General features: G+C 70.0%; 12 protein-coding genes and 1 pseudogene. 2 read left to right on the forward strand and 11 right to left on the reverse strand.

Features of this window, described 5'->3' with window-relative positions; genetic code table 11:
* Positions 1-23 precede the first annotated feature (23 nt).
* On the forward strand, positions 24-1,367 hold the full coding sequence (locus tag IEW13_RS15255; RefSeq protein ID WP_188551798.1) for an MFS transporter: 1,344 nt from the start codon (positions 24-26) through the stop codon (positions 1,365-1,367).
* Here IEW13_RS15255 and IEW13_RS15260 read toward each other — a convergent pair.
* The 11 genes and pseudogenes from IEW13_RS15260 to IEW13_RS15305 all read right to left on the reverse strand — a co-directional run bounded on the left by IEW13_RS15260 (position 1,315) and on the right by IEW13_RS15305 (position 21,417).
* Positions 1,315-4,197, reverse strand: a complete 2,883-nt coding sequence (locus IEW13_RS15260) for a LuxR C-terminal-related transcriptional regulator (RefSeq protein WP_188551799.1) — start codon at positions 4,195-4,197, stop codon at positions 1,315-1,317. The genes IEW13_RS15255 and IEW13_RS15260 overlap by 53 nt on opposite strands.
* Before the next feature lie 225 nt (positions 4,198-4,422).
* Complete coding sequence (locus IEW13_RS15265) at positions 4,423-7,485, reverse strand: DUF7927 domain-containing protein (RefSeq protein ID WP_188551800.1); 3,063 nt, start codon at positions 7,483-7,485, stop codon at positions 4,423-4,425.
* A gap of 42 nt (positions 7,486-7,527) precedes the next feature.
* Positions 7,528-8,595 (reverse strand): annotated as a pseudogene (locus IEW13_RS17875) (DUF7933 domain-containing protein); the annotation flags it as partial.
* Positions 8,596-8,931: 336 nt separating this feature from the next.
* Positions 8,932-11,154 (reverse strand): helix-turn-helix transcriptional regulator, encoded by a 2,223-nt coding sequence (locus IEW13_RS15270; protein ID WP_188551801.1) that lies wholly within the window; start codon positions 11,152-11,154, stop codon positions 8,932-8,934.
* Positions 11,155-11,537: 383 nt separating this feature from the next.
* A complete protein-coding gene (locus tag IEW13_RS15275; protein WP_188551802.1) occupies positions 11,538-13,067 on the reverse strand; it encodes a sodium:solute symporter family protein in 1,530 nt (509 codons plus the stop codon).
* The gene (locus IEW13_RS15280; protein WP_229745226.1) at positions 13,067-13,303 is read right to left on the reverse strand and encodes a hypothetical protein; all 237 of its coding nucleotides are present in this window, start codon (positions 13,301-13,303) and stop codon (positions 13,067-13,069) included. The genes IEW13_RS15275 and IEW13_RS15280 overlap by 1 nt, the downstream gene beginning before the upstream one ends.
* Before the next feature lie 78 nt (positions 13,304-13,381).
* Positions 13,382-14,149 carry a 3-hydroxybutyrate dehydrogenase gene (locus IEW13_RS15285; protein ID WP_229745227.1) on the reverse strand — a complete coding sequence of 256 codons (768 nt, stop codon included), beginning with the start codon at positions 14,147-14,149 and terminating at the stop codon, positions 13,382-13,384.
* Positions 14,146-15,516 (reverse strand): MFS transporter, encoded by a 1,371-nt coding sequence (locus IEW13_RS15290; protein ID WP_188551804.1) that lies wholly within the window; start codon positions 15,514-15,516, stop codon positions 14,146-14,148. The genes IEW13_RS15285 and IEW13_RS15290 overlap by 4 nt, the downstream gene beginning before the upstream one ends.
* A gap of 160 nt (positions 15,517-15,676) precedes the next feature.
* Positions 15,677-16,600 (reverse strand): class C sortase, encoded by a 924-nt coding sequence (locus IEW13_RS15295; protein ID WP_237143185.1) that lies wholly within the window; start codon positions 16,598-16,600, stop codon positions 15,677-15,679.
* Positions 16,597-18,042, reverse strand: coding sequence for a SpaH/EbpB family LPXTG-anchored major pilin (locus IEW13_RS15300; RefSeq protein ID WP_188551806.1), 1,446 nt, complete (start codon positions 18,040-18,042; stop codon positions 16,597-16,599). The genes IEW13_RS15295 and IEW13_RS15300 overlap by 4 nt, the downstream gene beginning before the upstream one ends.
* Positions 18,043-18,171: 129 nt before the next feature.
* Positions 18,172-21,417 carry a SpaA isopeptide-forming pilin-related protein gene (locus IEW13_RS15305; RefSeq protein ID WP_188551807.1) on the reverse strand — a complete coding sequence of 1,082 codons (3,246 nt, stop codon included), beginning with the start codon at positions 21,415-21,417 and terminating at the stop codon, positions 18,172-18,174.
* A 378-nt stretch (positions 21,418-21,795) separates the two neighbouring features.
* On the opposite strand from IEW13_RS15305, the gene IEW13_RS15310 reads away from it, so the two are divergent.
* A complete protein-coding gene (locus IEW13_RS15310; protein ID WP_188551808.1) occupies positions 21,796-24,516 on the forward strand; it encodes a helix-turn-helix transcriptional regulator in 2,721 nt (906 codons plus the stop codon).
* Positions 24,517-24,547 lie beyond the last annotated feature (31 nt).

A 24,547-nucleotide genomic window follows, 5' to 3' on the forward strand; every position in this document is an offset into this window, starting at 1 on the left:
GTCGAGCGTATGATCCTAGGCATGTGGTCCCCTATCCGGTTCCCGCGGGTCCCGGCGCGCCGCTCGTGACACCCCCGGCCCGCACACGCCCGGGCGCTCTCGCGGCTGTCTTCTGGCTGACCATCCTCACCTCGGCCTCACGCACCTCCATCTTCGTCCTTGCCTTCCCCTGGCTCGCGCTGAAGGAAACCGGGAGTCCCGCGCTGATCGGGCTGCTCGGCGCGCTCACCCTCCTGGCCGGAGCCATCCTGGCGCCGCTCCTGGGACCGGTCATCGACTACGCCGGGCGGCGGCTGTCCTGCCTGGCGGCCGATGCGATGGTCCTGGCCGGGGCGGTGCTGTCCGCGCTCGCAGCCCAGGCGGGCGTCCTGACCCTCGGCCTGATGCTGGTGCTGGCTCCCGTCATCGCGGTCGCGCGAGGAGCCGGATCCAGTTCACGCAAAGCCCTCGTCCCCGATCTGGCCGAGCACACGGGGCTGCGCCACACCGTCATCACCATCGGCCGCGAATGCGCTCTGGCCGGAGGATTCGTCGCCACTCCCCTGGTCAGCGGGTTCCTGTTGCGGGACGATGCGGATGGCGCCCTCGTCTTCTGGCTCGCGGCGCTCCTGACCGCGCTGGGACTGCTGGGCATGCTGACGCTCCCGGCCGGATTGGGCCGGCCACGACCGCGCGCATCGGCGGCCGGCGCCGTCCCGCCGAAGACGACCGCCCCCGAGGCTCCGCCAGTGGGGCGATGGCCTCACACCGCGCGGTTGGTTCTGCGCAGCCATCCGGAACTCGTCCGCGCCGTGCTCATGGGCAGTGTGGTGGCCGGCGTCCTGGCCGTCTTCCAGCAGGTGGCCGCCCCCATCATCGCCGAGGAGGCCGGCGGCGCGGAGCACCTGGGATTCATCACCGCCGGCTACGCGCTGGGGACGATGACCGGTTCGCTCGCGCATCTGCCGCTCGCCCGCCGGGTGGGGCGGCGGGTCACCGTGATCTGCTCGCTGGCAGTGGGCGTGGCGGGCCTGCTGGCGACGCCGCTCATGCTCAGCCCGGCCCTGGTGTTCCCGCTGGGCGTGGTCATCGGCGCGGGCCTGGGCCTGTCCAATCCGCTGTGGGCGGCGGTCCTGGCCGAACGCTCGCCCTACCGCGCACGTGCGCGGATCGTCTCGGCACAGGCCCTGATGTCGGCGGCGGCCGGAGGGGTCTGCGTCCTGCTGGCCGGTGTCATGGCGGAACTGACCGGCCTGGTGCCGGTGGTGATGGGCGTCGCCGGGCTGTGGGCGCTCAGCGCCGTGCTCTGGCTTCGGCTGGCCGGCGAGGAGACGGTCATTCCTCCGGCGCCTGCGCACCCTGCCCCTCTGGACCGGCCGGCCCCCTGACCAGCACACCGGCCTGGTACGCCGCCTGGAGCGCCTCGGCCCGGGACTCCGCACCGAGCTTGCGGTAGAGATTCCGCAGGTGGGTCTTGACCGTGTTCACCGACAGATACAGCCGGTGCGCGATGACGGCCCGCGAGGAATTGTGGACGAGTTCCTCGAGCACTCGCCGCTCGGCGTCCGTCAGATCCGGTGCCGGGTTCCCCTGGACCTCCGGCGGCATCATTGACAGCAGCCCGCTCCGGTGCGGGGCGTAGGCCTGCACCAGCGCGGCCAGGTGCTCGGCCGGCAGCAGGAACACATCGGACAGGCACTCGCAGTCCTCCGCCAGCGCAAGCGCCCTGCCGGTCTCCTCCGCCGCGATCCCGGCGGCCTGCGGGTCACCACTGGCATGTGCCGCGGCGGCCCGGAGCAGCCGCGCCCCGATCTCCACGCGCGGGGTGAGCGGGTGGGACGTCAGCGCGAGCATCCGTTCCGTCAGCTGCCCCAGCTGGCCGCCCATCAGGTCCAGCAGGCCCTGCGCCAGCTCGACGAGCGCCCAGGTCCGCGCTTGCCGGCATCCGCCGCCGTCAGGTGCGGGACCGGGCCCGGTCTCCCCGGCGGCGGTTGCTGCATCGTTACCGGCCAGGGACGGGAAACCATCTGCCGGAACCGCCGCGGGACCGGCGTAGCGACCGGGCACCGCCTGGCGTGCCGTCGCGAGATACTCCTCCGCCTGCCGGATAGCCCCCGAACGCGCGGCCAGCACCGCGCCCATCGCGTACAGCTTCGCGCTCAGGTAAGCGCTGGTCGGCGGACGCTCCCGGTGAGCCTCGACCGCGGTGACGAACTCGCTCAGCCCAGTGCCGGCGGGTCCGTGCAATGCGGCGCGGGCGCGGATCTCCACGAAATACGGCCAGCTCTCGATGGTGCCCTCGTGCCGCCGCAGCTTGCCCACCTCGGCCCGCGCCACGTCCGGGCGCCGCTCGGCCAGCGCCACATACGCACGGGCCAGGACGGCGGGGGCACTGGCATAGGATTCGTCCCAGCCAGGCGGCAGGGTGAAGCCTTCAAGCCAGTCCAGGACCCGGCGGGCATCGCCGATACGCCCACTCGCCGCGAGCGCGAGCGCCTTGGTACCGGCGGCCTGGAGCCTGCGCCAGTCGAATCCGGCCTGCTCGGTGACCGGTGGCAGCACGACCGGCTCCACGAGTGCCAGCGCTCCGATGTGGTCGCCCTGGAAGAGCCGGTTCGTCGCAGCGTACTGGCGTAGGGTCCGGGCGACCCAGCTGCGGACGGCGACCACGATGAGGCGCTCCGCCGGTGCCAGCTCGGCGATGGCGCCCTCTCTCATGGCAAGCAGCATGTCCACCCGGGGAAGCAGCGTCCCGGCGATGGCATCGGTGAGGTCGAAATCGCCCACCGCCCGCGCGGTGGCGAACCGGATCGCATCGCCCAGGAGCAGCGCCGGACCCTGCGCCTCGGGGTCCAGGGCTGCGAGCGCCTCCTCGCCCGCGGCACGCAGCGCGGGAAAGGTGATCTCCTGCCGGCGGACCAGCGACATCAACCGGTACCAGGCCAGATGCGGGTAGCGCCGCAGCGCCTGGGCGGGGACCTGCTCGAACGCCTCGCGCATGGCCTGCTCACCATGTGTGAGCAGCTCGGTGCTGTAGAGCAGCGTGAGCGAGGCGATCCGGTCCCAGTCGTCACCTGCCAGCGCATGACGCAGCGCCTCGACCGGTTCTCCCTGCTCCGCGAACCAGGAGGCGATGACGGCGTGCGCGCGGCGCAGCTCCTGCTGGTCCAGACGCTCGCCGGCCAGCTCCCGAAGACCCGCGCCCAGCGCCCCGTCCACGCGGAAGAGCTGCCCGCCTGGGTTCAGCGACACCAGGCCGGCCCGGTGAAAACCGTCGAGCAGGCCGCCGGCATCGGCTTCTGGGATACCCAGCATGGCGGCCAGCAAGCCGGCGTCCCCGATGCCGCTGAGCCCCAGCAACAGGAGGGGCCGGCCATCGGCGCCGCCGGCGTGCGCCGCGAGCACTCGCTGCAACGACTGTGTCGCGACCTCTTTGCCCAGCTGTTCCGCCTGGGCGGCCGTGACGATCTGCTCGCCGTAGCGCCGTGCACGGCAGATCAGCGCGCGCACCATCAAGGGCGAGCCCTCAAGCAAACGGGTCACCGCCGGATCGGGGACGGACAGCGAGGCGCGGGCGAGTTCCTGCGCCACCTCCTCCTCGGTGAAGGAGAGCTGCGCAGCACCGATGACCCGCGCGTCCATAGTCATCTCGGCGCGCAGCAGGGCCGCCGGATCGAGGTGGGTGGCCAGGACCAGGAACCGCAGTCCACGGCACCCGGCGAGCAGCCCGGGAATGATCTCCAGGCCCTCCGGGCCGATCCGCTCGGCGCCGTCGACCACGATGTCCACCGGGCACCTTGCCGCCGTCAGCGCGCGGCCCAGCTCCTCGGTCATCCGGCCGAGCGGACGACGTTCGCCTGCGCCGCCGAGCAGCGTCTCGGCGTCAGGGGTGCCCAGAGCACCGGAAAGCTCGTCGATGAGGGCGGTCAGGAACTCCCAGTCCTCTCCGTCGGCGACGGCCCTGGCAGCGTCGATCCACACCGTCGGACGGGCACCGGGGCGGCGGGTCCAGTGCGCCGCGGCGGTCGTCTTCCCCGAACCGTGCGGGCCCAGCAGGATGGTCAGCCCGGTGGCGGCCATGGCCTCGTCGATCAGGCCATGCACGCGGTCCCTGGGCGCAAGATCGGGAGCGACCGCGGGAGCATGCAAGACGGACCTCAGCGGCCGCGAACGTTGCATCCCGGAGGCACCCGGGTCGGATACATCGGTCCTTCGCATGGAGCCTCCACGAACGGAGAGGAACGAAAGTCGCAGCACACACGCAGCGCGGGACGCTGCGAACGGACCAAGCCGCACCGCCCACGTCATCGGCAGTATAGGCCAGTACGCCGGCGCCCGGGTCCCGTCCGCAGCCGGTAGGCGCCGATGGGGCCGGACCCTGGCGAGGTCCGGCCCCATCGGGCTCTCAGGCGACGGCGTTCATCCGCCGCCGATCACGCAGGATCAGTTGTCCTGATCCGCTCCGGCGGTGCCGCGCTTGCGGCGGCTCAGGTAGAGCGCCGAGCCACCGGCGGCGAGGAGCACGAGCGCCGCCAGCAGGGCGCTCAGCTCGGTGCCGGTGAAGGGCAACCGGTCCGGGCCGCCGGCCTTGCCCGGGCCACCTGGCTGGGCGGGTGGCTCGCTGACCGGGTTGGAGGTGCACAGCGGGTTGTCCTCCACGCACTCCGTGGGCGGCTCCTGGCCGTCCGGGACGAGGAAGTTCGCCACTGCCCCGTCGCCGCGCTCGGCGTGCGGGTTGACCTTCACCTGGTAGGTGACGGTGCCCGTCGCGCCGGGTTCCACGGTTCCGGTGATCTGCAGCGTCCCATCCTGGGGGCCGTCCACGCTCAGGCCCTCGGAGACCTCGCCGATGCCGACCCACTCGGCGTCGTCGAGCACCTCGGCCAGATGGTCGGTGTAGGCCACCTGGGCCGCGCCCTTGCCGGTGTTCTCGAAGGACAGGGTGTAGGTGAGAACCTCACCGGCGTCCACCTCGGTGCCCGATTCGGGGTTGACCGATTTGCCGGGCTTGATATCGCCGACCGGGTTGCACGTGGCATGGTCGTTGTTCTCCTCGCACGCCTCGTTCGGGTCCTCCGGCACCTCCTGATCGGGATCGAGGACGAAGTTCGCGAGGACGTCGTCGCCGCGATCAGAGTCCTTGACCTTCACCGTGTAGGTGACGGTGGCCGTGTCCCCGGCACCGAGCTCACCCGAGATCCGGATGACCTCGCCGTCAAGGACCGCGGTCAGGCCGCCGTCGACGTCGGGGCCGCCAATGAGCTCCGCATCGTCGAGCACGTGCACCAGGCTGTCCACACGGTCGACCGTGCCGGCAGCCTTGCCGGTGTTGACGTACTCGATGGTGTAGGCGAGCTCCTGGCCGGGCACCACCGGGGTCCCCGAGGCCGGGTTCACGGACTTGGCGTCCGCGATCTCCGGGATCGGGTTCGTCGTGGAGCACTCCGAGCCGTCGACCGGGACGCACTCGTCGGTGCCGGTCTTGACGATCGCGTTCTCCAGCTGGTTGTCCCCGCGCTCACCGTCGGCCTTGACCTTCACGGTGTATTCCACCGCGCCGGTCTGGCCCGGATCGAGGGCACCGGTCACCTGGATGGTGCCGTCGGCGATCTGGGCGTTCAGGCCGCCGTCGACGACCACCGGGCCGTCGATCAGATCGGCGTCGTCGAGCACGCCGGACAGGTCATCGGTGAAATCGACCTTGCCAGCGGCCTGACCGGTGTTCTCGAACACGAGGGTGTAGGTCACCTCGTCGCCGGCGAGGACGGTCTCCTCGTTGCCAGCGTCCACGAGCTTGCCGCCGAGAACGTTCGGCAGCGGGGTCTCGGTGCACTCCGGGTTGTCAGCCTCGCACTCCTGCGGCGGGACCTCGCCGGGCGGCACCAGGAAGTTGCCGGCGAGGTTGTCGCCGCGTTCGGTCTCCGGCTTCACCGTCACCTGGTAGGTGATGGTGGCCGTCTCGTCCGGGGCGAGCTGACCGCCGATGTGGAAGCGCCCGTCCTGCACCTGGCTCACCGTGACGGACGGGTTGTCCGATTGCGGCGCGGCGGTCAGCTCGGCGTCGTCGAGCACATCGCTCAGGACGTCCTCGCGATCCACCGGGCCGGCGGTCGCGCCGGTGTTGGTGACGGTGATCGTGTAGGTCAGCACGGTGCCGGCCTCGATCGGATCGTCGCTGGCGGCGACGGTCTTCTCATAGGCCACCGCGGCGATCGGCGAGCAGGTGGAGGTGTCGGTGTCCTCGCACTCGTCCTCCTCGGACGGGGGCGGAGGAATCTCCTCGTCGCCGTCCAGGAGGTGGTTCACCAGTCGGTCGTCACCACGGTCGCCGTCGGGCAGCACCTCGACCTGATAGGTCACGGTGAGGCGGTCCCCGGCCGGCACGGAGCCGGTCACGCCGAGCTCATCGCCGTTCAGGGATGCGGTCAGCCCGTCGTCCGCGCTGACCGAACCGTCCACCACGGAGGCGTCGTCCAGGACGTAGCCGAGGTAGTCGGTGTGATCGACCGTGGCGGCGGCCTTGCCGTCGTTCTTGAACCACAGCGTGTAAGTCACCGTCGAACCGGCCACCAGCGGGTCATCGGACGAGACCGAGGTCTTGCCCCAGGTCAGATCCGATCCGGGCGTGATGGTGGAATCGCAGTCGAGCCCGTCGACGGCCTGGCCGCCGAGCACGCAGGCGGAGTTGATGAGTTCCTGGTTGCCCTCGCCGGTGTAGGTGACCGTGTAGGTCAGCACCGTCGTCTGGCCCGCGGTGAGCGGACCGGACCACTTCAGCGTCGTGCCGTCGATGGCCGGGGCGGCGCCGACGGTGGAGGACAGGGAGCCGTCCACCAGGGCCGCGTCGTCCAGGACGTCGGACAGATCATCCTCGACCAAGGCGGGGGCGCTCGCGGTGTAGTTCCCGGGGCCCACATTGGTGACCGTCACCGTGTAGGTGAGCGTCTCACCGACCTCGGGCAGTTCGGTCTTGTCCGCGCTCTTGACGATCGTCAGGCCGGGCAGATCGAACTCCTCACAGGCCACGCCGTCATCGCCGCAGTCCGGCGTGGTCGGCGGGTCATTGGGATCCGGAGGCGTATCACCGGGCCAGGCGACATTCTTGACCTCGCGGTCGCCGCCGTGCCGCAGCTCGACCTGGTACTCGATCACGACCGTCTTACCGGCCGCCAGCGGACCGCTCCAGGAGAGCAGGGTGCCCACCACGACCGGATCGCTCACCGGCTGACCGTCGACGGTGGCCTTGAGCGACCCCGGGACGATGCCGCCGTCATCCAGCACACCGGACAGATCGTCCAGGACGACCGCGGGATTCTGGCTGGTGAAGTCACCTGTGCCGGTGTTCGTCGCTTCAACGGTGTAGGTGACGGTGTTCCCGACGCGGGTCTCCACCGAAGCGTCTGAACTCTTCGTCACGTTGAGCACGGGTTCGCTGTAGAACTCGACCTCAGCCGGATCCGGCGGGTTGAGCCCGCGGTTGTCCTCGATGTTGTCGGGCCCGTTCACGTAGGTAACCGGTGATTCGTCGGCACCGCGCGGCGCTTCGGAAGTGACGTCCACCGAGATGGTGCAGGAAGCCACCCCTGTTGCCAGAGTTCCATTCGTCACCGTGATAGCTGATCCGCCAGCCGGTGCATCTATATCCGCTGTGCAGGTCGTGGACAAGTTGGGGTTGCCTGCCAGGACGAGACCTTGCGGAAGACGATCCGTGAAGCCCCAGCCGCCTTTTTCTGCCAGCTCTGAGGTGTTGGTCACCGTCAGTGTCAGCCGCGAAGACTCACCCACCGGTACGCGGGACGGAGCGAACTCCTTGTCTAGCTGCGGGGTGACGTCCAGTACCCGGATGTTGTCGTAGGCGCCGTCGTTACCGCCGCCGTTACCGTTCTCGTTGCGGAGAACGATTCCGAAATTGTCTCCATCGACCAGAATCGACGAATCTGCAGCGAAGCTGCCCACGCTGACTGGAACAGGCGTCCCATTGGCACGCGGAACAGTCAGTTCTGTTGCGCGAGGGTCGTCACATGGGTCGATAGCTGTGTTGGATACCGGTATTTCGTTGCCGTTCGCGTCTAGAAGGTAGAACCGGAGTTCCGGATGCGTGGCGTGGCAGTTCATGGCGCCTGCATCGACCGAGAACGTCAGAAACCGGTTCTCCCGTACCAACGGAAGCGGGTTGACAGTACGGAACTGGACGAGGTTGTCCGCCGCACTACCCGACGTGTAGGAGGCTGCGGCAGCATTCTGCGCCGGGTCAGCCGCCCCTCGTAGAACACCGAGCGCGTAAGGAACCGCACTGAGGTTGTTGTAGTGCTCCGGTCCCCCACAGTCCGACGGGTCCCTGGGGCTCTGCTGGTTGATGATGAAACCGTTGCAGTTCGGGCGGCTGACCCAGTAACCGTCGCCGGTGTACGTTGCGCCCGAGACGCCGGTGTAGTCAGTCAGGAGGATGTTCGTGTTCGGCTGGCGGTTCTCGAAGTCTTCCTCGTACACGACTTCTGGGTCACCCGGGATTCCAGGATTTCCCGGCGCTGCGTACGCCGGGGTTGTAGCCGGAGAGACGACCACGAGTGCCGTCCCGGCGAGCAACGCGAGGATCGCGAGGATCCCCGCTGACATACTGACGTTCTCGGCAGCCGTCGCGCTGCGCCCGCCATACCGGCGTGCGTGCGAGGGCGAGAACCGTCTCAGCAAGCTGAGCACAATTCGCTCCTTCTTCCATCTCAATAGGGAATACCCCGCTGTCCCTCGGGTCAATGCGACAAGCGCAGTGCGCCCCGGGAGCCAATGGGTCACTCTCACTCTGGGAAGTTCCTGAGTGCAGATCTACGTATTGAGGGGTTTATGGTCCCCGGGCTGGGCCTCGTCTCTCGTGGAGCGTGCAGGTGACACCGAGTACTGTGTTGCGTCCAGGACAGTTCAGAACGGTTCAGGCTCCCGCCCGGCCGCTAAGGCTCAGCGCTGCGCGAAGAGCCCGAGTTCATGGGCCCGCGTGATGGCCTGTTCCCGGGAGTTCACCTGCAGCTTCCGGTACACCGCCTGCGCCTGCTTCTTCACCGTGGAAAGGGCCCGGCACTCCCGCTCGGCGATCTCCTGCAGAGTGGCGCCGCTGTCGATTTCCCTGAGGATGTGGAGTTCCCTGCGGGTCAGCTCCACCACGAGCGCCTCATCGGGGAACACATCGCGCGTCCGGGCGGCACGGGTTCGCAGCGTCTGAGCGGTCACGCCCGTCTCACCGTGGCGAGCGGCGACGTCGTCCCACACGGGGTGGTCTTCCAGCAGCCTCAGCGCCACCTGCTTGAATCGCCCTGGCAGGAGGACCAGCGGAGTCAGGGTGCCCAAGCTCGCGCACATCTCCGCCGCACGGCGCAGTTCGCGCTCACCGCGGGCGGGCTGCCCCTCGGCGAACCACGCCATCGCCGCGATCGCGCGCAGCTCGGCGCGTTCGCGCATCAGGAGATCCATCGAATCGGTGTACTGCCCGGCCAGGTGCCCCGCGCGCTCATACTGCCCGCCGATCAGCCAGAGGCGCGCCGCCGGCACCCGGAGGCTGGAGACATCGGCGAGGTGCTCGTCCAGCAGCGCCTTCGCTTGCTGGAGACGTCCGGCCGCCAGCAGCGCCTCGACGCGCATCCGCGTGTAGACCGCGGTCGCCAGCCCCTTGGCCCGCAGCTGCGCGGGGTGACGGTGCGCCATGTCGTCGATCCGCAGCGACCAGCGGCCGGTCTCCCCGGACAGCAGGGTGTGCAGATGCTCCACCGCCGCCAGCAGCGGCCACAGGGCCATCTCCGTCAGCTGGCCTTCCCGGTCCGCGATGATCTTCCCGGCCTCCGGCACCGCCAGCGCGTCCAGCAGGGTCAGCGCGCGCGTGTACTCCCCCGGAAGGGAAAGGCCGCTGGGCTCCCAGGCGTCCGGGAGGGCCTTGCGGCCGCTCAGGAAGGCGTGGATCAGCGCGACGTAGTCGCCGGACTTCCGCGACACGGGTGTCTCGCACGCCTGGCGGACGCCCGGCGTAGCGGCGAAGGAGAACTGCTCCGCCGCGGCGTCCAGTTCCCCGGTGAGCCCGGCGGCCACGCCGCGGTGGTAGTGGAACATCTCCAGAGCCTGGCGGGCGGGCAGCTTGCCGGCCCTCGCCAGCTGCTCCAGCCTGCGCTGGGCGAGCAGACCGAGCCGGACGGCGTCGCCGTTACGGCCCTGAGCGTGCAGGGCGAAGGTGGCGTAGCCGGCGGTGACGGCGACCTCGTCGGCACCCTTGAGCACACTCAGGAAATCCGGCCGCAGCGACCGGGTCGCGGCGACGAGGTGGGGCCGGGCACGGGACAGCCCGCGCACCATCTCGCAGGTGGCGGTACCGCCGGGTTTCGGGGTGACGAAAGCGGCGTGCACGCCCATCAGCCGCAGCACGGGAGCGTGCTGCGCCACGGCGCGGGGCAGATTGTCCAGAGCCAGGCGCGTCTGCCGGTGATAGTGGGTGAGCGCGTCGCTGCAACGGTGGGCGCACAAGTGCACCAGGACGTCCCAGCGGCCGGCGCGGCGGGCCTGGATCAGCTGCTCGCCGAGCAGATCACTCGCGCGGGCGGCGGTCAGCGCGTCCAGGAGACCGGCGCTCAGCGCCCGGCGGTCCAGGTCGAGGGGCATGGCCTGCATGAGCGCACGGCCCACCGCCCAGGGCACAGACCAGCCGGGACGGGAGTCGTCCTGCGGGCTGATGCACACCCCGGCCGGTACCAGCACGCCGGCGGCGACCATGTCCACGACGAGTTGCGCGGGTTCCAGCGCGGCGTCCTGGAGGAAGCCCACGCCCAGGCGCGGCGCGCAGGCGGTGATGGCGGCCTGCAGGGAAGCCGGCGTGACCGTGTCGAGCAGAGAGGCGCACAGCGCCGCGGCGCGGAGAACATCACCGTCGTCCTGGTCCCACAGCGATCTCAGCTCCTCCGCCAGCGCGAGCGCCACGGCCCGGCTGTTCATCAGGTCCCGCACCCCGTGTGTTCCGGTCACCCGGAGCACGGCTGCCGCCCAGGCCGGATGGCCCGCAGTCCGCGCCCGCAGCAGCTCCGCGGTCTCGTCGTCGACGTGATGGCCGTCCTGAGCCAGACGGCGGGCGAAACCGGCGGGTGCGGTCCCGGGATGAGCACCCGCGACATCACCCCCGTGGAGCGCAGAGGACTGCTTCATCATCGAGGTCACCTTCCGACAGCACAGAAACGCCCGGGACACGGGCACGGTCTATCCACCTGAACGTAAAAGCCAGGGGCGCACGCCCCGGGCACGAAAAAGGCCCATCGAGGCAAAACTGGGCCCAATATCGGAACCTTGGTGGTCCGTCCACCACTATCGGGGGACGGCGACCGGAATATCGAGCTGTCAGAGGGCGACTTTCACAATCACCCTCGGGGTGAGAAGCACGGGAGAGGGCCGGAAAAGGATGCATCTCCGCAGGTCAAAGGCCTAGAAATGCGTTTATCCGGAGGGATGCGGGTGAGGCCTGGCCAGCGGGCGGCGCAGGATGCTGGCGCCGCCGTCAGTACAATTCCGGCGCCGGTAAACACTTTCCATGAAAATTAGCGGGCGTTCTGAACCGCGGCCTCCAGGCTCGTCATACGGCTGTTCTCCGCCTGTTTCCCGGCAGTCGGCGGAAACAGGAAGGACCCCGCGACGCACACGGCGAAATTGACCGCCAGGCCGTACACGCCGCCGTGAATGCCGAAGACGGTGCTGTTGCCGGTGAGCGTCATTGCCCCGGCCAGGACGGCCCCGGCGAGCATGCCCCAGAAAACCGGCCAGGCGGCCAGCCGCTTCCAGTAGAGTCCCAGCACGAACGCCGGGGCGACCTGCACCAGGATCTCGAACTTGAGCACGAAGATCTGGTACAGCGTGCCTGGCGGGTTCCACGCGATCCACAGCAGCAGCGCGATCAGCACGATGCCGGCGAGCTTGCCCACCATGACCTTCCGCTGCTGCGGCGCCTCCGGATCGATGTAGCGGCCGTAGATGTCGTGGGAGATCATCGAGGAGAAGCTCAGCAGCACCGAGTCCGCGGTGGAGACGATCGCGCCCACCACCGCGCCGAACAGGAGCACCATCGTCCAGTAGAAGAACGGGTGCAGCCCGGCGACGTCATTGGCCAGCAGCCCCACGAGCTGTTCCGAGGCGGAGACGTCCAGGCCCGGATACAGGTCGATGCAGATGATGCCCACCACGAACACCACACCGGAGGTGATGAACGGCATCCACGTCATCCTGGCCAGGGACCTCTTCAGGATGCGCTCGCTGCGGGAGGAGTAGATCCGCTGGACCGCGTGGGGGTACATCGCCGCCCCGAAGCCGACCAGGATCAGCATGCTGAGCCAGTTGATATTGGTCGCCAGGTCCGGCACGCCGATCTTCTCGGGTTGCTGGGCCGCGATGGAGGCCGTCAGGTCGCTCACCCCGCCGCCAGAGAGCACGAGCGCCCCGGCGAGCATGATCGCGATGCCGATCATCAGGATGATGCCCTGCAGCGCATCGGTGATCGCCACCGCCCGCATCCCGCCGAGCCATTCGTAGGTCAGCATGATGACGATGAACCCGATGACCGCCCAGCCGTAGGGGATCGCGCCGGCGGTCAGGCCCGCCACCGCGTGGCCGATCGCGACCAGCTGCTCCAGCAGGTAGTTCGCCAGGCCCCATAGCATCAGCACGATCGCCAGGATCGTCACGGCGCGGGACTGGAAACGGTGGGTGATCCAGTCCGTCGGCGTGATGAAGTTCTGCTTCTTGCCGATCACGTACAGCCGGGGCGCGAACAGCAGATAGACGCCGATGATGAGGATGAAGAACGGGATCGACTGCAGCCAGGAGAAACCCTCCCGGTAAGCCTGCGGCGCATAGCCGACGACCGTGTTGCCGCTGTACTGGGTGGCGTAGAGCGTGAAGAACAGGGTGATGACGCCGAGATTGCGTCCGGCGAGGTAGTAGTCCGAGACGCTCTTGCCCAGCTGCTTGCCGCGCCCGGACCACCACCCGATGAGGATCATCGCGACGCCGTACAGGCACAGGATGACGATCGCGTCGGTGCCGGCGAAGGCCAGTTCCTGGGTCTCCTCTTCCATCAGCCGGCCTCCCGCCCGTTCTCCTCCTCGTCCTCGACGAGGTTCCAGTGCCGCAGGCACACCCAGGTGAGGAACGCGCTCAGCGCCACGGACAGCAGCACGACGAGCACCACCCAGTACGGGATACCCAGCACGAACGGCTCGATGCTGCCCGCCGGCAGGTACCAGGGCGCATTGAAGACGACCAGCGCCACCAGGACGATCCAGATCCAGCGCGTGCGGATCGGTTCCCTCACGATGCTTCTCCTTCCAGGCACCCTTGCCCTCTTCGTGCCCGGCCAGCCGGCGGGCCCGGCTCACCGGGCGACGGCTAGCTAGCCGGCGGACCAGCCCGCGTCGACGCTGTGCGCGGCACCGGTGATGAGGCCGGCGGCATCCGTGGCCAGGAACGCGACCAGCTGCGCCACCTCCTCCGGCTCCGCCAGCCGCGGCACGGCCGACTTGGCCAGGAAGACCTCCTCGGTGACCGCTTCCTCGCTGATGCCCCGCGAGGCCGCCTGATCGGCGATCTGATCGGCGACCAGCTTGGTGCGCACATAGCCGGGATTGACGGTGTTGGCAGTGATCCCGTGCGGGCCGCCCTCCAGGGCGACCGTCTTGGTGAGGCCCTGCAGGCCGTGCTTGGCGGCGATATAGGCGCTCTTGAACGGCGAGGCGCGCAGCCCGTGGACCGAGGACACGTTGATGATCCGGCCCCAGCCGCGCTCCTTCATCGCCGGGAACGCCGCTCGGGTGAGCAGGAACGGGGCCTCCAGCATGATGCGGTGGATCAGCCGCCACTCCTGCGGCGGGAACTCCTCGACCGGATGGATCCGCTGGATACCGGCGTTGTTCACCAGGATGTCCGTGTCCAAGCGGAGCTCGTCCAGTTCCTCGGTGCGGCTCAGGTCCACCGGCCACGCGGTGCCGCCGAGCTCGGCCGCCGTGGCGGCACAGGCATCGGCGTCCACATCCGCGACCGTGACCTGCGCCCCGGCCGCGGCCAGGGACTGGGCGATGGCCTTGCCCAGTCCCCGGCCCGCTCCGGTGACGACGGCGCGCCGTCCTGTCAGTGCGTCCGGGGCGATCACCGTACGGCTCACCTGTTCTCCTGTCCTCGCGCGGCCCGCAGGTCCGCCCGGTAGTCCTCATCTGCCTGGTCCAGCGTAGTGAGGTCCACACCGCGCGTCTCCCGATAGGCGGCCACGGCGACGCCGGTGATGATGGCGGCGATGAGGAGGTAGATGGCGATGGGCAGGGAGCTCTGGTAGGTGCTCAGCAGCCAGGTGGCGATGATCGGGGCGAGCGAGCCCGCCACGATGGCGGTGACCTGGTAGCCCAGGGATACGCCGGAGTAGCGCATCCGGGTGGGGAACATCTCCGCCATGATCGCCGGCTGGCCGGCGTACATGAGCCCGTGGAAGATCAGCCCAGCGGTGAGCGCGATGCCGATGTTCAGCGGCTCGCCGGTGTCGTACAGCGGGAAGGCGAAGAACCCCCAGGTGGCCGCCAGTGCCGTGCCGATGCCGTAGATGGGCTTGCGGCCGAAGATGTCGGTCAGGCGGCCGATCAGCGGTACCACGATTGCGTGGATGACGTGGCCGATCAGCAGCAGGCCCAGGACGTCGCTGGAGCCCAGCTGCACGGAGAACGTCAGATACGTGATCGTGAAGGTCACCAGGATGTAGTAGAAGATGTTCTCCATCAGCCGCAGGCCCATCGCGGTGAACACGCCGCGCGGGAAGCGCTTGAACACCTCGACCACGCCGTAGCCGGCGTCGCCCTCCTGGATCTCCGCCTTGGCCGCCTCGAAGATCGGGGCGTCCTTCACCCGGGTGCGGATGTAGTAGCCGATGACCACGATGACGGCGGACAGCCAGAAGCCGACCCGCCAGCCCCAGGACATGAACGCCTCTTCGGAGAGCACGGCGTTGAGCACGTAAAGCACGGCGGTGGCCAGCAGGTTCCCCAGCGGCACCGCGGCCTGCGGCCAGCTGGACCAGAAGCCGCGTTCGTCCTTCGGGGAGTGCTCCGCGACGAGCAGCACCGCGCCGCCCCATTCACCGCCGACGGCGAAGCCCTGGATGAAGCGCAGCGTCACCAGCGTGATGGGGGCGAGGTAGCCGACCACGTCGAACGACGGGATGCAGCCCATCAGGAACGTCGCGGCGCCGACCAGGATGATGCTCAGCTGCAGCAGCTTCTTCCGGCCGTACTTGTCGCCGAAGTGCCCGAAGACGATGCCGCCGAGCGGCCGGGCGACGAAGCCGATCGCGTAGGTGCCGAAGGCCAGGATGACATTGTCGAGCGGGTTGTCGCTCTGGGGGAAGAACAGCACGTTGAAGACCAGCGTCGCCGCCGAGGCGTAGAGGAAGAACTCGTACCATTCGACGATCGTGCCGGCCATGGAAGCGGCGACGACCCGTCTGAGCTGGGTGCGCTCGGAGGGGGCCGTGGGAGATGCACTCATCATTGAGCTCCTTGTGCGCGAAGGCGCCGCACTGTGATGCGGCACACATGGTGGCCACATTTTACGCACAGCTTCGGCTCCGCTCGCATCCCTCCGAGGGGGGTGTCGCACACAAGCCGCCCTGATCGGCGCACTTACCGCTTAACGGTGCCCGCGCGCCTCAGTGCCGACGCGGCTGCCCGGCGGGGGCGAGCACCGTCGCGGCCCAGGCGAGCACGGCGACGACCGCCAGCACCGCCCACCACGGGAACGGCCGGGACGGCTCGGGCGGGGCGCCGCCGTCCGGCAGGTCGACGCGTTCGGCATGCACGATCAGACGATGGCTGTTGACGCCGATGGGTGTGCAGGTCACCAGCGTCAGCAGGTCCTCGCCGGGTCTGACCGCCAGCCCCGCCACATCGGTGGGTTCCACCACTTCCGCGCCGGTCACCCGGTAGGCGAGTGTGCGGTCGAGCACGTCGATGAAGACGTCGTCCCCGGCCCGCAGGTCGTGGACGGCGGTGAAGAGCTTGGCTTCCGGCAGGCCGGAATGCCCCGTCAGGACGGCATGGGTGCCCGGGCCGCCGACCGGCAGCGAGGAACCGTAGAGATGCCCGGAACCGCGCCGCAGGGTCTCCTCCGTCGCGCCGTGGTAGACCGGCAGATCGACGTCGATGCCGGGGACCCTCACCCGCGCCATGATCCCCTCTGGATCGTGCGCCAGCTGCGCCAGGTAGTCTCGCGCATCGTCGTCGATCCCGTGGGCGTCGGCGCCCTCGACATTGCTGAACGGATCGACGACGAGTCCCGTGACGCGCGTGGCGTTGTAGTCCTCGGCGGCGGTCAGCAGAGCCGACCGGGCGGCCGGGTCAAGGCTGCGGTTCTGCTCGGCGTGGACGGCAAGGCGGCCCGCGGCCGTGGACTCGGCCCACCACGAGGCCGCCGGCGGATAGAGCATCACGAGGACGCCGCAGAGCGCGAGCGTGGCCGCCAGGATCCGCCGGCGTGGCGCACGCCGTGGCGCCCGGACGCCGCTGCCCGGCGAACCGCTGGGTTCGCCGGGCAGCCCGGGCGCCGGGCGCGAAACTGGCAGACCGGTGCTCACACCGCGGGGGCGGCGAGCCGCTGCCGTCGCGCCGCGGCGTAGGCGCCGGCACCCACCAGCACCAGGCCGAGGCCGAGGACCGTGAACGCCAGGGTGCCGATGCCGCCGGTGGCCGGCAGCGCGAACGCCGGAACCTGCTCATTGGCGATGGTGACCACAGTGGCGTCGGTGAGGGCGCCGGCGGTCACCGTGACGGGGATGGGCGTGGCGTCCACCAGGTAGCCCGCCGGGGCCCGGGTCTCCACCAGCCAGTAGTCACGCGTGTGCGCCTGTCCCGTCTGCAGCTCGATCGAGGCGGCACCGTCGGCGCCGCTGCGGATCGAGGCGACCGGCGCGGCACCGGACGTGGACGGATCCACCGCGTAGACGTCGAACTCGGCGCCTTCCAGCGTCGCCGCCTGATCGCCCTGGGCATGCTTGACGATCCGCAGCGCGCCCCACTTCGTCTGAACCTGGTTGGATTCGTGGCCGTTCGACCGGCTGGGATCGTTGATGAACACCGTGGCGGTGTTGGGGATCACGCCGTCACCGAGTGCGAGCACCACGGTGGAGAGGTTCACCACGACCGCGGCGCCGGGGCCGGCGGAGTCCAGCTTGCCCAGGCCGGCCTCGGTGAACTCGACGGTCACCTCGCCATTGGCGCCCTTCGCGGGAGCGCTGACGGCGTAGTCACTGCCAGTCAGGGTACCGGCACCTTCCAGGGCGACCGAGATCGAGTCGAAGCCGAGGCGGGAGTCCAGGACATCCTGGATGACGTAGTCGGTGTACCTCGTGCTCTCCGGCAGCACCGGCACCGCCGAGCGCACCGTCCAGTCCACGACATCGCCGATGACCACGGCGGCGCTGTCGTCGACGCCCTTGGTGACGTCGCTCAGGGCGTTCTTCGGATAGACGTGGACATCGTAGTTCCAGGAACCGTCACCCTCCGGCTGGGGCAGGCCCACCAGGAACGGGACCGCCGGCTGGACGATGGGATTGCTCCCCGGATGCGTCTCCCGCACCAGGTAGAGGCCGATCCCCAGTCCGTCCAAGCGGTCGAAGGTCAGCGCGCCGTCGGCACCGGTCACGCCCGAGACCGGGGCGCCCAGCGGGTACGCGCCGGCGTCGGCCATCACCTCGGCGGCGGTGAGGTCCTCCGCGGTGTCCCAGCCGGCGACGGTCAGCAGATCGATGTTCTTGACCGGCCAGACGGTGAACTCGACGCCTGCGAGCGCTCGGGCATCCGCCGGGACGTCCTCGATCAGGGCGCCGTTGTTATTGCCGAGCGTGCCGGTGCCCGGCTGCTCGTACTTGTGGATGGTCAGGCTCACCGGCCGGTCAGCGTCGATGTTTCCCGGTGCCACATCGTGGGCGGCGGCCGGCAGGGCCAGCGCAGCCAGGGCGACTCCCGCGACGAGGGCCGACAGGCGTCTGGCCGCGCGGGTGATGGACTTCGTTCTCATATCTCTTTTCCTTCTTTCCTTCAGATCTCCGTGAAGCCTTCGTTCGTGAGGCGATGACGGGTGATGGCGGTGCCGTCCCCGTGCGGGGGACGGACTGGATTCCGGACCGCGGCTCCGCGGCTGCCGCGCTCAGCCGCGGAGCCGGTGGACACCGCCGGCACGATGTGCGCGGACGAGGAACGCCGCTGCCAGCAGGAGCAGCAGGACGCCGCCGGCCAGATAGGGCCACCAGCCCATCCCGCCGGCGATGGGCAGGACGACCTCGCGCTGCTGGTTCTCCAGCGGCACCGGGTGCACATAGTGCAGGGCGTCGCCGGAGATGACGGCACGGAACTCCGGCGGAGCCTCACCCAGCACGTACCCGGCGGGGGCTTCGATCTCGGTGACGGTGTACTCACCCCAGTCGAGCCCTTCCACCAGGAAGGATCCGCTCATCTCTTCGTCCTCGACGATGAGCGGGTCGTCCGCGGGGTGCCCGGGGCCGGTGATCCGCCAGGTCGAGCCGGCCAGGGGCTGACCGCTTCCGCCGATGGCCTTCTGCCAGCCGATCGAGCCGCGTTCGCGTTCGTTCACCAGACGGTAGGTCTCGTGTTCCAGCCGAGGCACGGACACCTCGGTGCCGTCCACCGCCTCCCAGATCTCCTCACCCGTTTCCGCGTCCGTCCCGGCCAGACGTTCCAGGGTCTGGACGTAACCCGGAGGGCCGTCCTCACCGAGGGTGTAGACGTGCTCCGGCCGTACCAGGACGGTGCTTCCCTCCGCGGGTTCCTCACTACCGGGGACGTGCTCGGCGTCCAGGCCGTCGATGCCGTCCTCCGGGGCGGCGCTCAGCGTCCAGTCGCCGGCGGCGTGGCCACCGGGCTGCGGGTCGACGACGTGCTTGAGCAGGGTCAGCGTCGACGTCTGATTGACCGCCGTGCACTCCATCGCCTGCCCGAGCGGCACGGTCGCACCGCCGTTGAGGCCGTCGACGGTCCCGGAGACCGGGTTCCCGTCGGTGTCGACGAGCACGCACTGCCAGCTGCCGGTGGAGTCCGGGTTCACCAGGGGCCGGGGCCGCTGATCGACCTGCTTGTAGCGCGGGTCGCCGCCGGATTCGGCCAGCTGGTACAGCGATTCCGGTGTCACCGGAGCGGTCGCCTCGGCTGTCCCCGACGCGCCCACCGGTCCCGGCAGCGCACCGTCGCCAGGGATCGCCGTCAGCGTCCAGCCGGCCGGGTCGGCGTCGCCGCCCTGAACCTCTTTCTTCAGCGTCAGCTCGCTGGTGCACTCGACCACATTGCGCACATCGATGACATTGTGTTCCTCCGTGAGGGTGACGCGCAGCAGATCGTCCTCCGCCGGCAGGTTTCCCTCCCGGGCCGGGAAGCCCAGCTCCGTCTGCCGGCCGTTGATGGCGGTGACGGTGGCGCTGACCAGCTCACAGCGGTCCATGGCGCCGTAGAACATCCCCTCGCCGATGCCGATGTCCTCGCCGATCCGGTAGCCGAACCGGGTGATGCCCCAGCCCTGGCCGGTGGCAGGCGCATCGTCCGGGCCGGTCAGCGCCAGGCCGGCACCGAGTTCGCTCGGCTGGGCGCCCTGCGCGTAATCCGTCCCGTTGACCCGCCAGGCCTTGTTCACCGTGACGTCCGCCTGCAATTCCGCCGCGGTGTTGTACACCAGGCAACTGATCTGCTCACCGCGGGCGGCCTCCACGCTGAAACCGGGGCGGGCCGCATCGTCGTCCAGTGCCTCCGCCTCGCGGGCGGCGGGGCCGCCGGGAGTGCGGACCGTGCATTCCTGACCCAGATAGGTGAAACCATCCTGCTGCGTCTCCCGCACGTCGATTCTGGCGCTGCCGGACTCCACCGTCAGCGGGAAGCTCACCGCGCCGGTGCCGTCATTCGTCGTGGTGCGCGAGTTCGGTGCCGGCACCGCCGGGCTCTGCGCGGTGAACTCCCAGCCGGCGCCGGCCGGTACCGCGCCGGAGAGATCGCCGGGTTCATTGCCCTCGGGAACGATCATCTTGGTCACGGTGAGCGAGGAGGCGCATTGCTGCTCCACGAGCTGGCGCAGCGCGTCCGCGGCCTCGGCGAAGTCGTCCAGCTGGTAGTAGTCCGCCGTCAGCACGTTCCCGCCAGACGGGTCGTAGGCCTCCTGGCCGGACAGCGCGGACAGGTTCTGACCGGTCAGCGGATCGGTGATGCCCGGCCCCACGCCCATGGCGATGACGCGAGTGCCCTTCGCCTTGAGCGCATTGGCCGAGAACACGCCGTTCTCCACCTCGCGGATCCGGGTGAAGTTGCCGTTCCCGTTGTTCGCGACTTCCCGGCCGCCGCTCGTGGTGGTGGCGTTGGGACCGTAGAAGGTCGGGTTGCCGTCGGTGACGACGACGGCCGCGTCGTAATGGTTGGGCGTGCCGGGTGTGCCGGCCGCCAGCGAGGGGATGTAGAGACCCTGGTCCCAGTTCGTGCCGCCTCGCATCGCGTTCCCGCCCATCGTGGGAGTCACCCAGTTGGCGTAGCGGCGCTTGAAGGCATCGGCGGCGGCCTGGGTCGTCACGGCGGTCAGATCGGGGTTGTTGGGCTGGGACGGCAGGGACGGCGAATAGGTGCCGAACGAATAGAGCGCCATCCGCGAGGGCGTTCCCACCAGGGCGTCGGTGAAGACGTCCGCCTGAGCTTTCAGATCGTCCAGCACGCCGTTGTTCGAGACCGAGTTGGACAGGTCCAGGACCAGCGCGACGTCCAGTCCGCAGCTGTCGGGAAGCGCGGGGTTGGCCCGCGACTGCTGCCAGATTCCGCCCGAGGCGTCCCGCGTGGCCTGCGTGTCCTGGGAGGAGGAGGTGTTCAGCATGAAACCGGCCTGCGTGCTGGCGTAGGTCGTATTGCCCAGCAGCTGCGGGGTGCGGAAGGCGTACCGCGTGCTCTGCGAGCCCGTGCCGTCGCCACTGCCGGTGCGCAGCGCGGAATTGACGAACCAGCCCTCGGGCGCGGCATGCTGCACCACCCAGAACCGCGCCGAGCGGTTGGCGCCGCCCTGCTGCGTGCCCGGCACGATGAAGCTGCAGTCCCCGGCCGTATCGGAGACGCACCTGGCCCAGCCGGCGCCGTCACCGCTCACGCCATCGGCGCGAGCCTCCCCCGGACCGCCGGTGCCGCCGGTCCGCAGATGCAGCACGACGCCCTCCAGCGGGGCGACGCTCGACCCGCCCGAACGGTCACCGCCGGTCTTGACCGTGACCACCGAGGTCGCCGGGGTCGGGGACGGCACCGCGGCCTGCGCTGTTCCCGGCGGCAGGGCGACGATGCCCGCCACGGCGATGCCCAGCGCCACCGGCATCGCCGCCAGCGTGCGCAGCAGGCGCCGATGGCCTGTCTTCGTGATGTTCATGCTCATGTGCTCCAACTCGTAGTGCCTCGTGGTCCGCGCGATGCGACTGCCAGGGCGGGCGATCGTGTACGCTCGGCACCCACGGAAGAGACGTGTGGCGGATGATCCACCGCGACAAGATCCGGGTCGACGCTAGTATTTGAATCGGCAGCTTCCCGGCCCGTTGACGGAATCTCGCCCCGCCCTCACCCCGCCGGTGCGCGGTTCCCGGCACGCATCGACGCGCATGCCCGCCGCGCGGCGTCACAAGAGGACTCCCGGGGGGCTTTCCGATCGCGCCGGCCGGGAGGGGAACTCACCCCGGCCTCACCCTCACCGGTCTGGTCATGCGCCCGCCGCCGGACCGCGGCGGGGCCGGTGCGGCGAAAGGAGGTGGACGTGCGCTCGAACCCCGAGCATCCTGGTGGCGGCCTGCAGCACGTCCCGCGGGTGTCCTCCGGCCTGGTGACGCGCCGGCACCTCCTGGAACGTCTCGACGGCCCGGCGCCCATCGTCGTCCTGCACGCCGGCAGCGGCACCGGCAAGACGACCCTGCTGGCGCAGTGGGCGCACCAGCACGCCAGCGCAGCCGCCGGCACCGTGGCGTGGATCGCCGCCGACGAGGGCACCCGCACCCGGACCGGCTACTGGATGCGCGTGCTGGGGCGGCTTCACTCGTGCGGCGTGATCGACGACGCCACCCTGTACCGGGAGATGGCCGCGATCGCCGACGAACCCGAGGCCATCGCGGCCACCCTGACCCGGCTCCTGGCGGCCGCGGGACGGAACCTGACCCTGATCCTCGACGACTTCGCCAATCCTGCGGGCGGAAGCTCCTGGGACGCGGTCTGCCTCGATCTGATCGAGATCGTGCGCGCCGTACCCGCCGTCCGGTGCATCGCCGCCGGCCGGTACCCGAGTCTGCTGGAGCGTCCCGGCACTGCGGCGTCCCTGGACATCGCCGTGCTGTCGGAACCGGAGCTGGAGCTGACGGAGCACGAAATCCGGCAGATGCTCGCCCAGCATGTGCCCGGGCTCGCCCCGGCGAGCCTGCAGCAGGTCGCCGGGCACCCGGCCGCGCGCCGGATCGCCTCCCTGCGATACGCCATCGATGCCCTGGGCCAGGCCCTGCTGGCCCGGGACGATGCCGGCGTGGACATCGACGAGGTGCTCATCGCCGCGGCGCGGCAGGACATCCTGGCGCGGATCTCAGATCCGGAGGTCCTGGACTTCGTCGGCGCCACCGCGCACGCGCCCGTGCTCGACGCAGAGCTGGCCGCCCGCCTGACCGGCCGGCACGACGCGGAGGCGCTGCTGACGGGCATCGAGCACGCCGGCGCCGGGCAGTGGTCGCACGGAGGACCGGACCGGGCTCCGGTGTTCCGCTACAGCGCGCATCTGCGCGCCGCGGCCGCCCAGGACTACGCCCGGCGCCATCCGGCTCGCGTGCGCCGGATTCACTTCCTGATCGCGCAGTGGCTCAACGACGTCCGCGGCGAACGGCTCGCCGCCTTCGAGCATGCGCTCCGCTCGGGCGATCTGGACTACGCGGCCCGGGTGCTGATGCGCGCCTATCCGATGTCCGCCGAGGACAATGCGCACGTGTCCCGTCTGCTCGGCTCACTGCCGGCCCTGACGATCCACCGCCATCCTCTGCTGGCGCTGCGCTATGCGCTGGTGCTCAACGCCTCCGCCGAAACCCAGAGCCGCGCCGCGGAGTTCTTCACCTCGGCGGGGCTCATGAGCAGGCTGCGGCCCGGCGCCCTCACGCCGCTCGAACGCGCCATCCAGCAGAGCCTGGAGTCGGCGGTGCAACGCCTGCTGGGACAGCACAAGCGCATGCGGGACCTCGCGCTGAGCGCCCTGCCCGTGCTGACGCAGGCGGTGGACGACCCGGAGCGGGACGAGGGACTGGACGCCATGACCCTGGTCTCCATCACCCAGTGCGCCATGGGGCTGTTCTATGCCGACGAGCCGGAGCAGTCGCGCGAAGCCCACCTCCTGGCGGCGCGGTTCGCCGAGCAACTGCACTGGCGCCACCGCCGCAATGAGGCCTACGCCAATCTCGGGATGATCCACGCCCTGGCCGGCAATGTGCGCAGTGCCCGCGCGGCGCTGGCTGCAATCGACCCCGGCGACTGGCCGGAGACCTGGCATGACAGCTACACGGTCACCCCCGAGCGCATCGCCCGGGCATGGGTGCTGCTCTCGGAGGGACGTCCGGAGGAGGCGCTGGAGGAGACCCGCGGCATCCTCCGGCACATCGACACCATCGAGCACTGGGAACTCATCTCCAGCGTCCGCGCGCTGGCCGAGGTCATGGCGGGCCGGGCGCAGGAGGCCTCATCCCGATGGGAGCACATCACCGGGCAACGGCGGGACCGGCGCACGCTGCCTTCCACGCACCGGCACATCGCCGTGACCGAAGCCCTGCTGGCGCTGGCCCGCGGCGCCGCGCCAGGCAATGACCGCCCCGGCCGTTCCCGGCGTCCGGCGGCGGTGTCCGCGCTCACCGCGCTGAGTGCCGCCGCCGAGGGCCGCTCGGACGAGGCGGTGCCGCTCCTGGCCGGCGCCAAAGTGGAGGCCCGTACGCCCGTGGACCGCATGATCGCGGCCGTGGTCGCTGTTCGGCTGGCGCTCAGCGGCGGGATCGGCCTGGACGCGACCGGGCCCGGGCTGCGCCTGGCCACCATCGTCGAGAGCGATCAGCTGCGCTGGCCGCTGGCACTGATGCCGGAGGCGGACCGGGCCGCGCTCCTGGCCGCGCTCACGGATGCGGGGTCCACCGGCGCGGCGCGGATCCTCACCGAGGCGTGCGCCATCGTCCCGCCGATGCTGCCGGACGAGGCGCCCCGGCACCCGGCACCGCCGGCACTGACGTCCCGCGAGCGCGAGGTCCTGCTGGTGCTGATCGAAACGGACAAGCGCAGCGAGATCGCCGCGCGCCTGTTCGTCTCGGTGAACACCGTCAAGGCGCATCTGCGCAGTCTGTACGCGAAGCTCGGTGCTTCTTCGCGGGAGGAGGCGCTGACCCGCGCGCTGCACTACGGTCTGCTGCGGCCGCCCTCCTCCGGTCACGGGGAAGACGCGCCGGAGCCGCCGCGCTCATCGCTCGGCTGAACCCCGGCGAGCCGCGGCACGGTCTCCCCGG

This window comes from Sediminivirga luteola, from assembly GCF_014639315.1.
Classification (GTDB): Bacteria; Actinomycetota; Actinomycetes; order Actinomycetales; family Brevibacteriaceae; genus Sediminivirga; species Sediminivirga luteola.

Bases quoted from the DNA above. Each gene is read 5' to 3' on its own strand.
- IEW13_RS15260 (WP_188551799.1), bottom strand. From the start codon at position 4,197: ATGCGAAGGACCGATGTATCCGACCCGGGTGCCTCCGGGATGCAACGT.
- IEW13_RS15300 (WP_188551806.1), bottom strand. From the start codon at position 18,042: ATGAGAACGAAGTCCATCACCCGCGCGGCCAGACGCCTGTCGGCCCTC.
- IEW13_RS15275 (WP_188551802.1), bottom strand. From the start codon at position 13,067: ATGGAAGAGGAGACCCAGGAACTGGCCTTCGCCGGCACCGACGCGATC.
- IEW13_RS15290 (WP_188551804.1), bottom strand. From the start codon at position 15,516: ATGAGTGCATCTCCCACGGCCCCCTCCGAGCGCACCCAGCTCAGACGG.
- IEW13_RS15305 (WP_188551807.1), bottom strand. From the start codon at position 21,417: ATGAACATCACGAAGACAGGCCATCGGCGCCTGCTGCGCACGCTGGCG.
- IEW13_RS15270 (WP_188551801.1), bottom strand. From the start codon at position 11,154: ATGATGAAGCAGTCCTCTGCGCTCCACGGGGGTGATGTCGCGGGTGCT.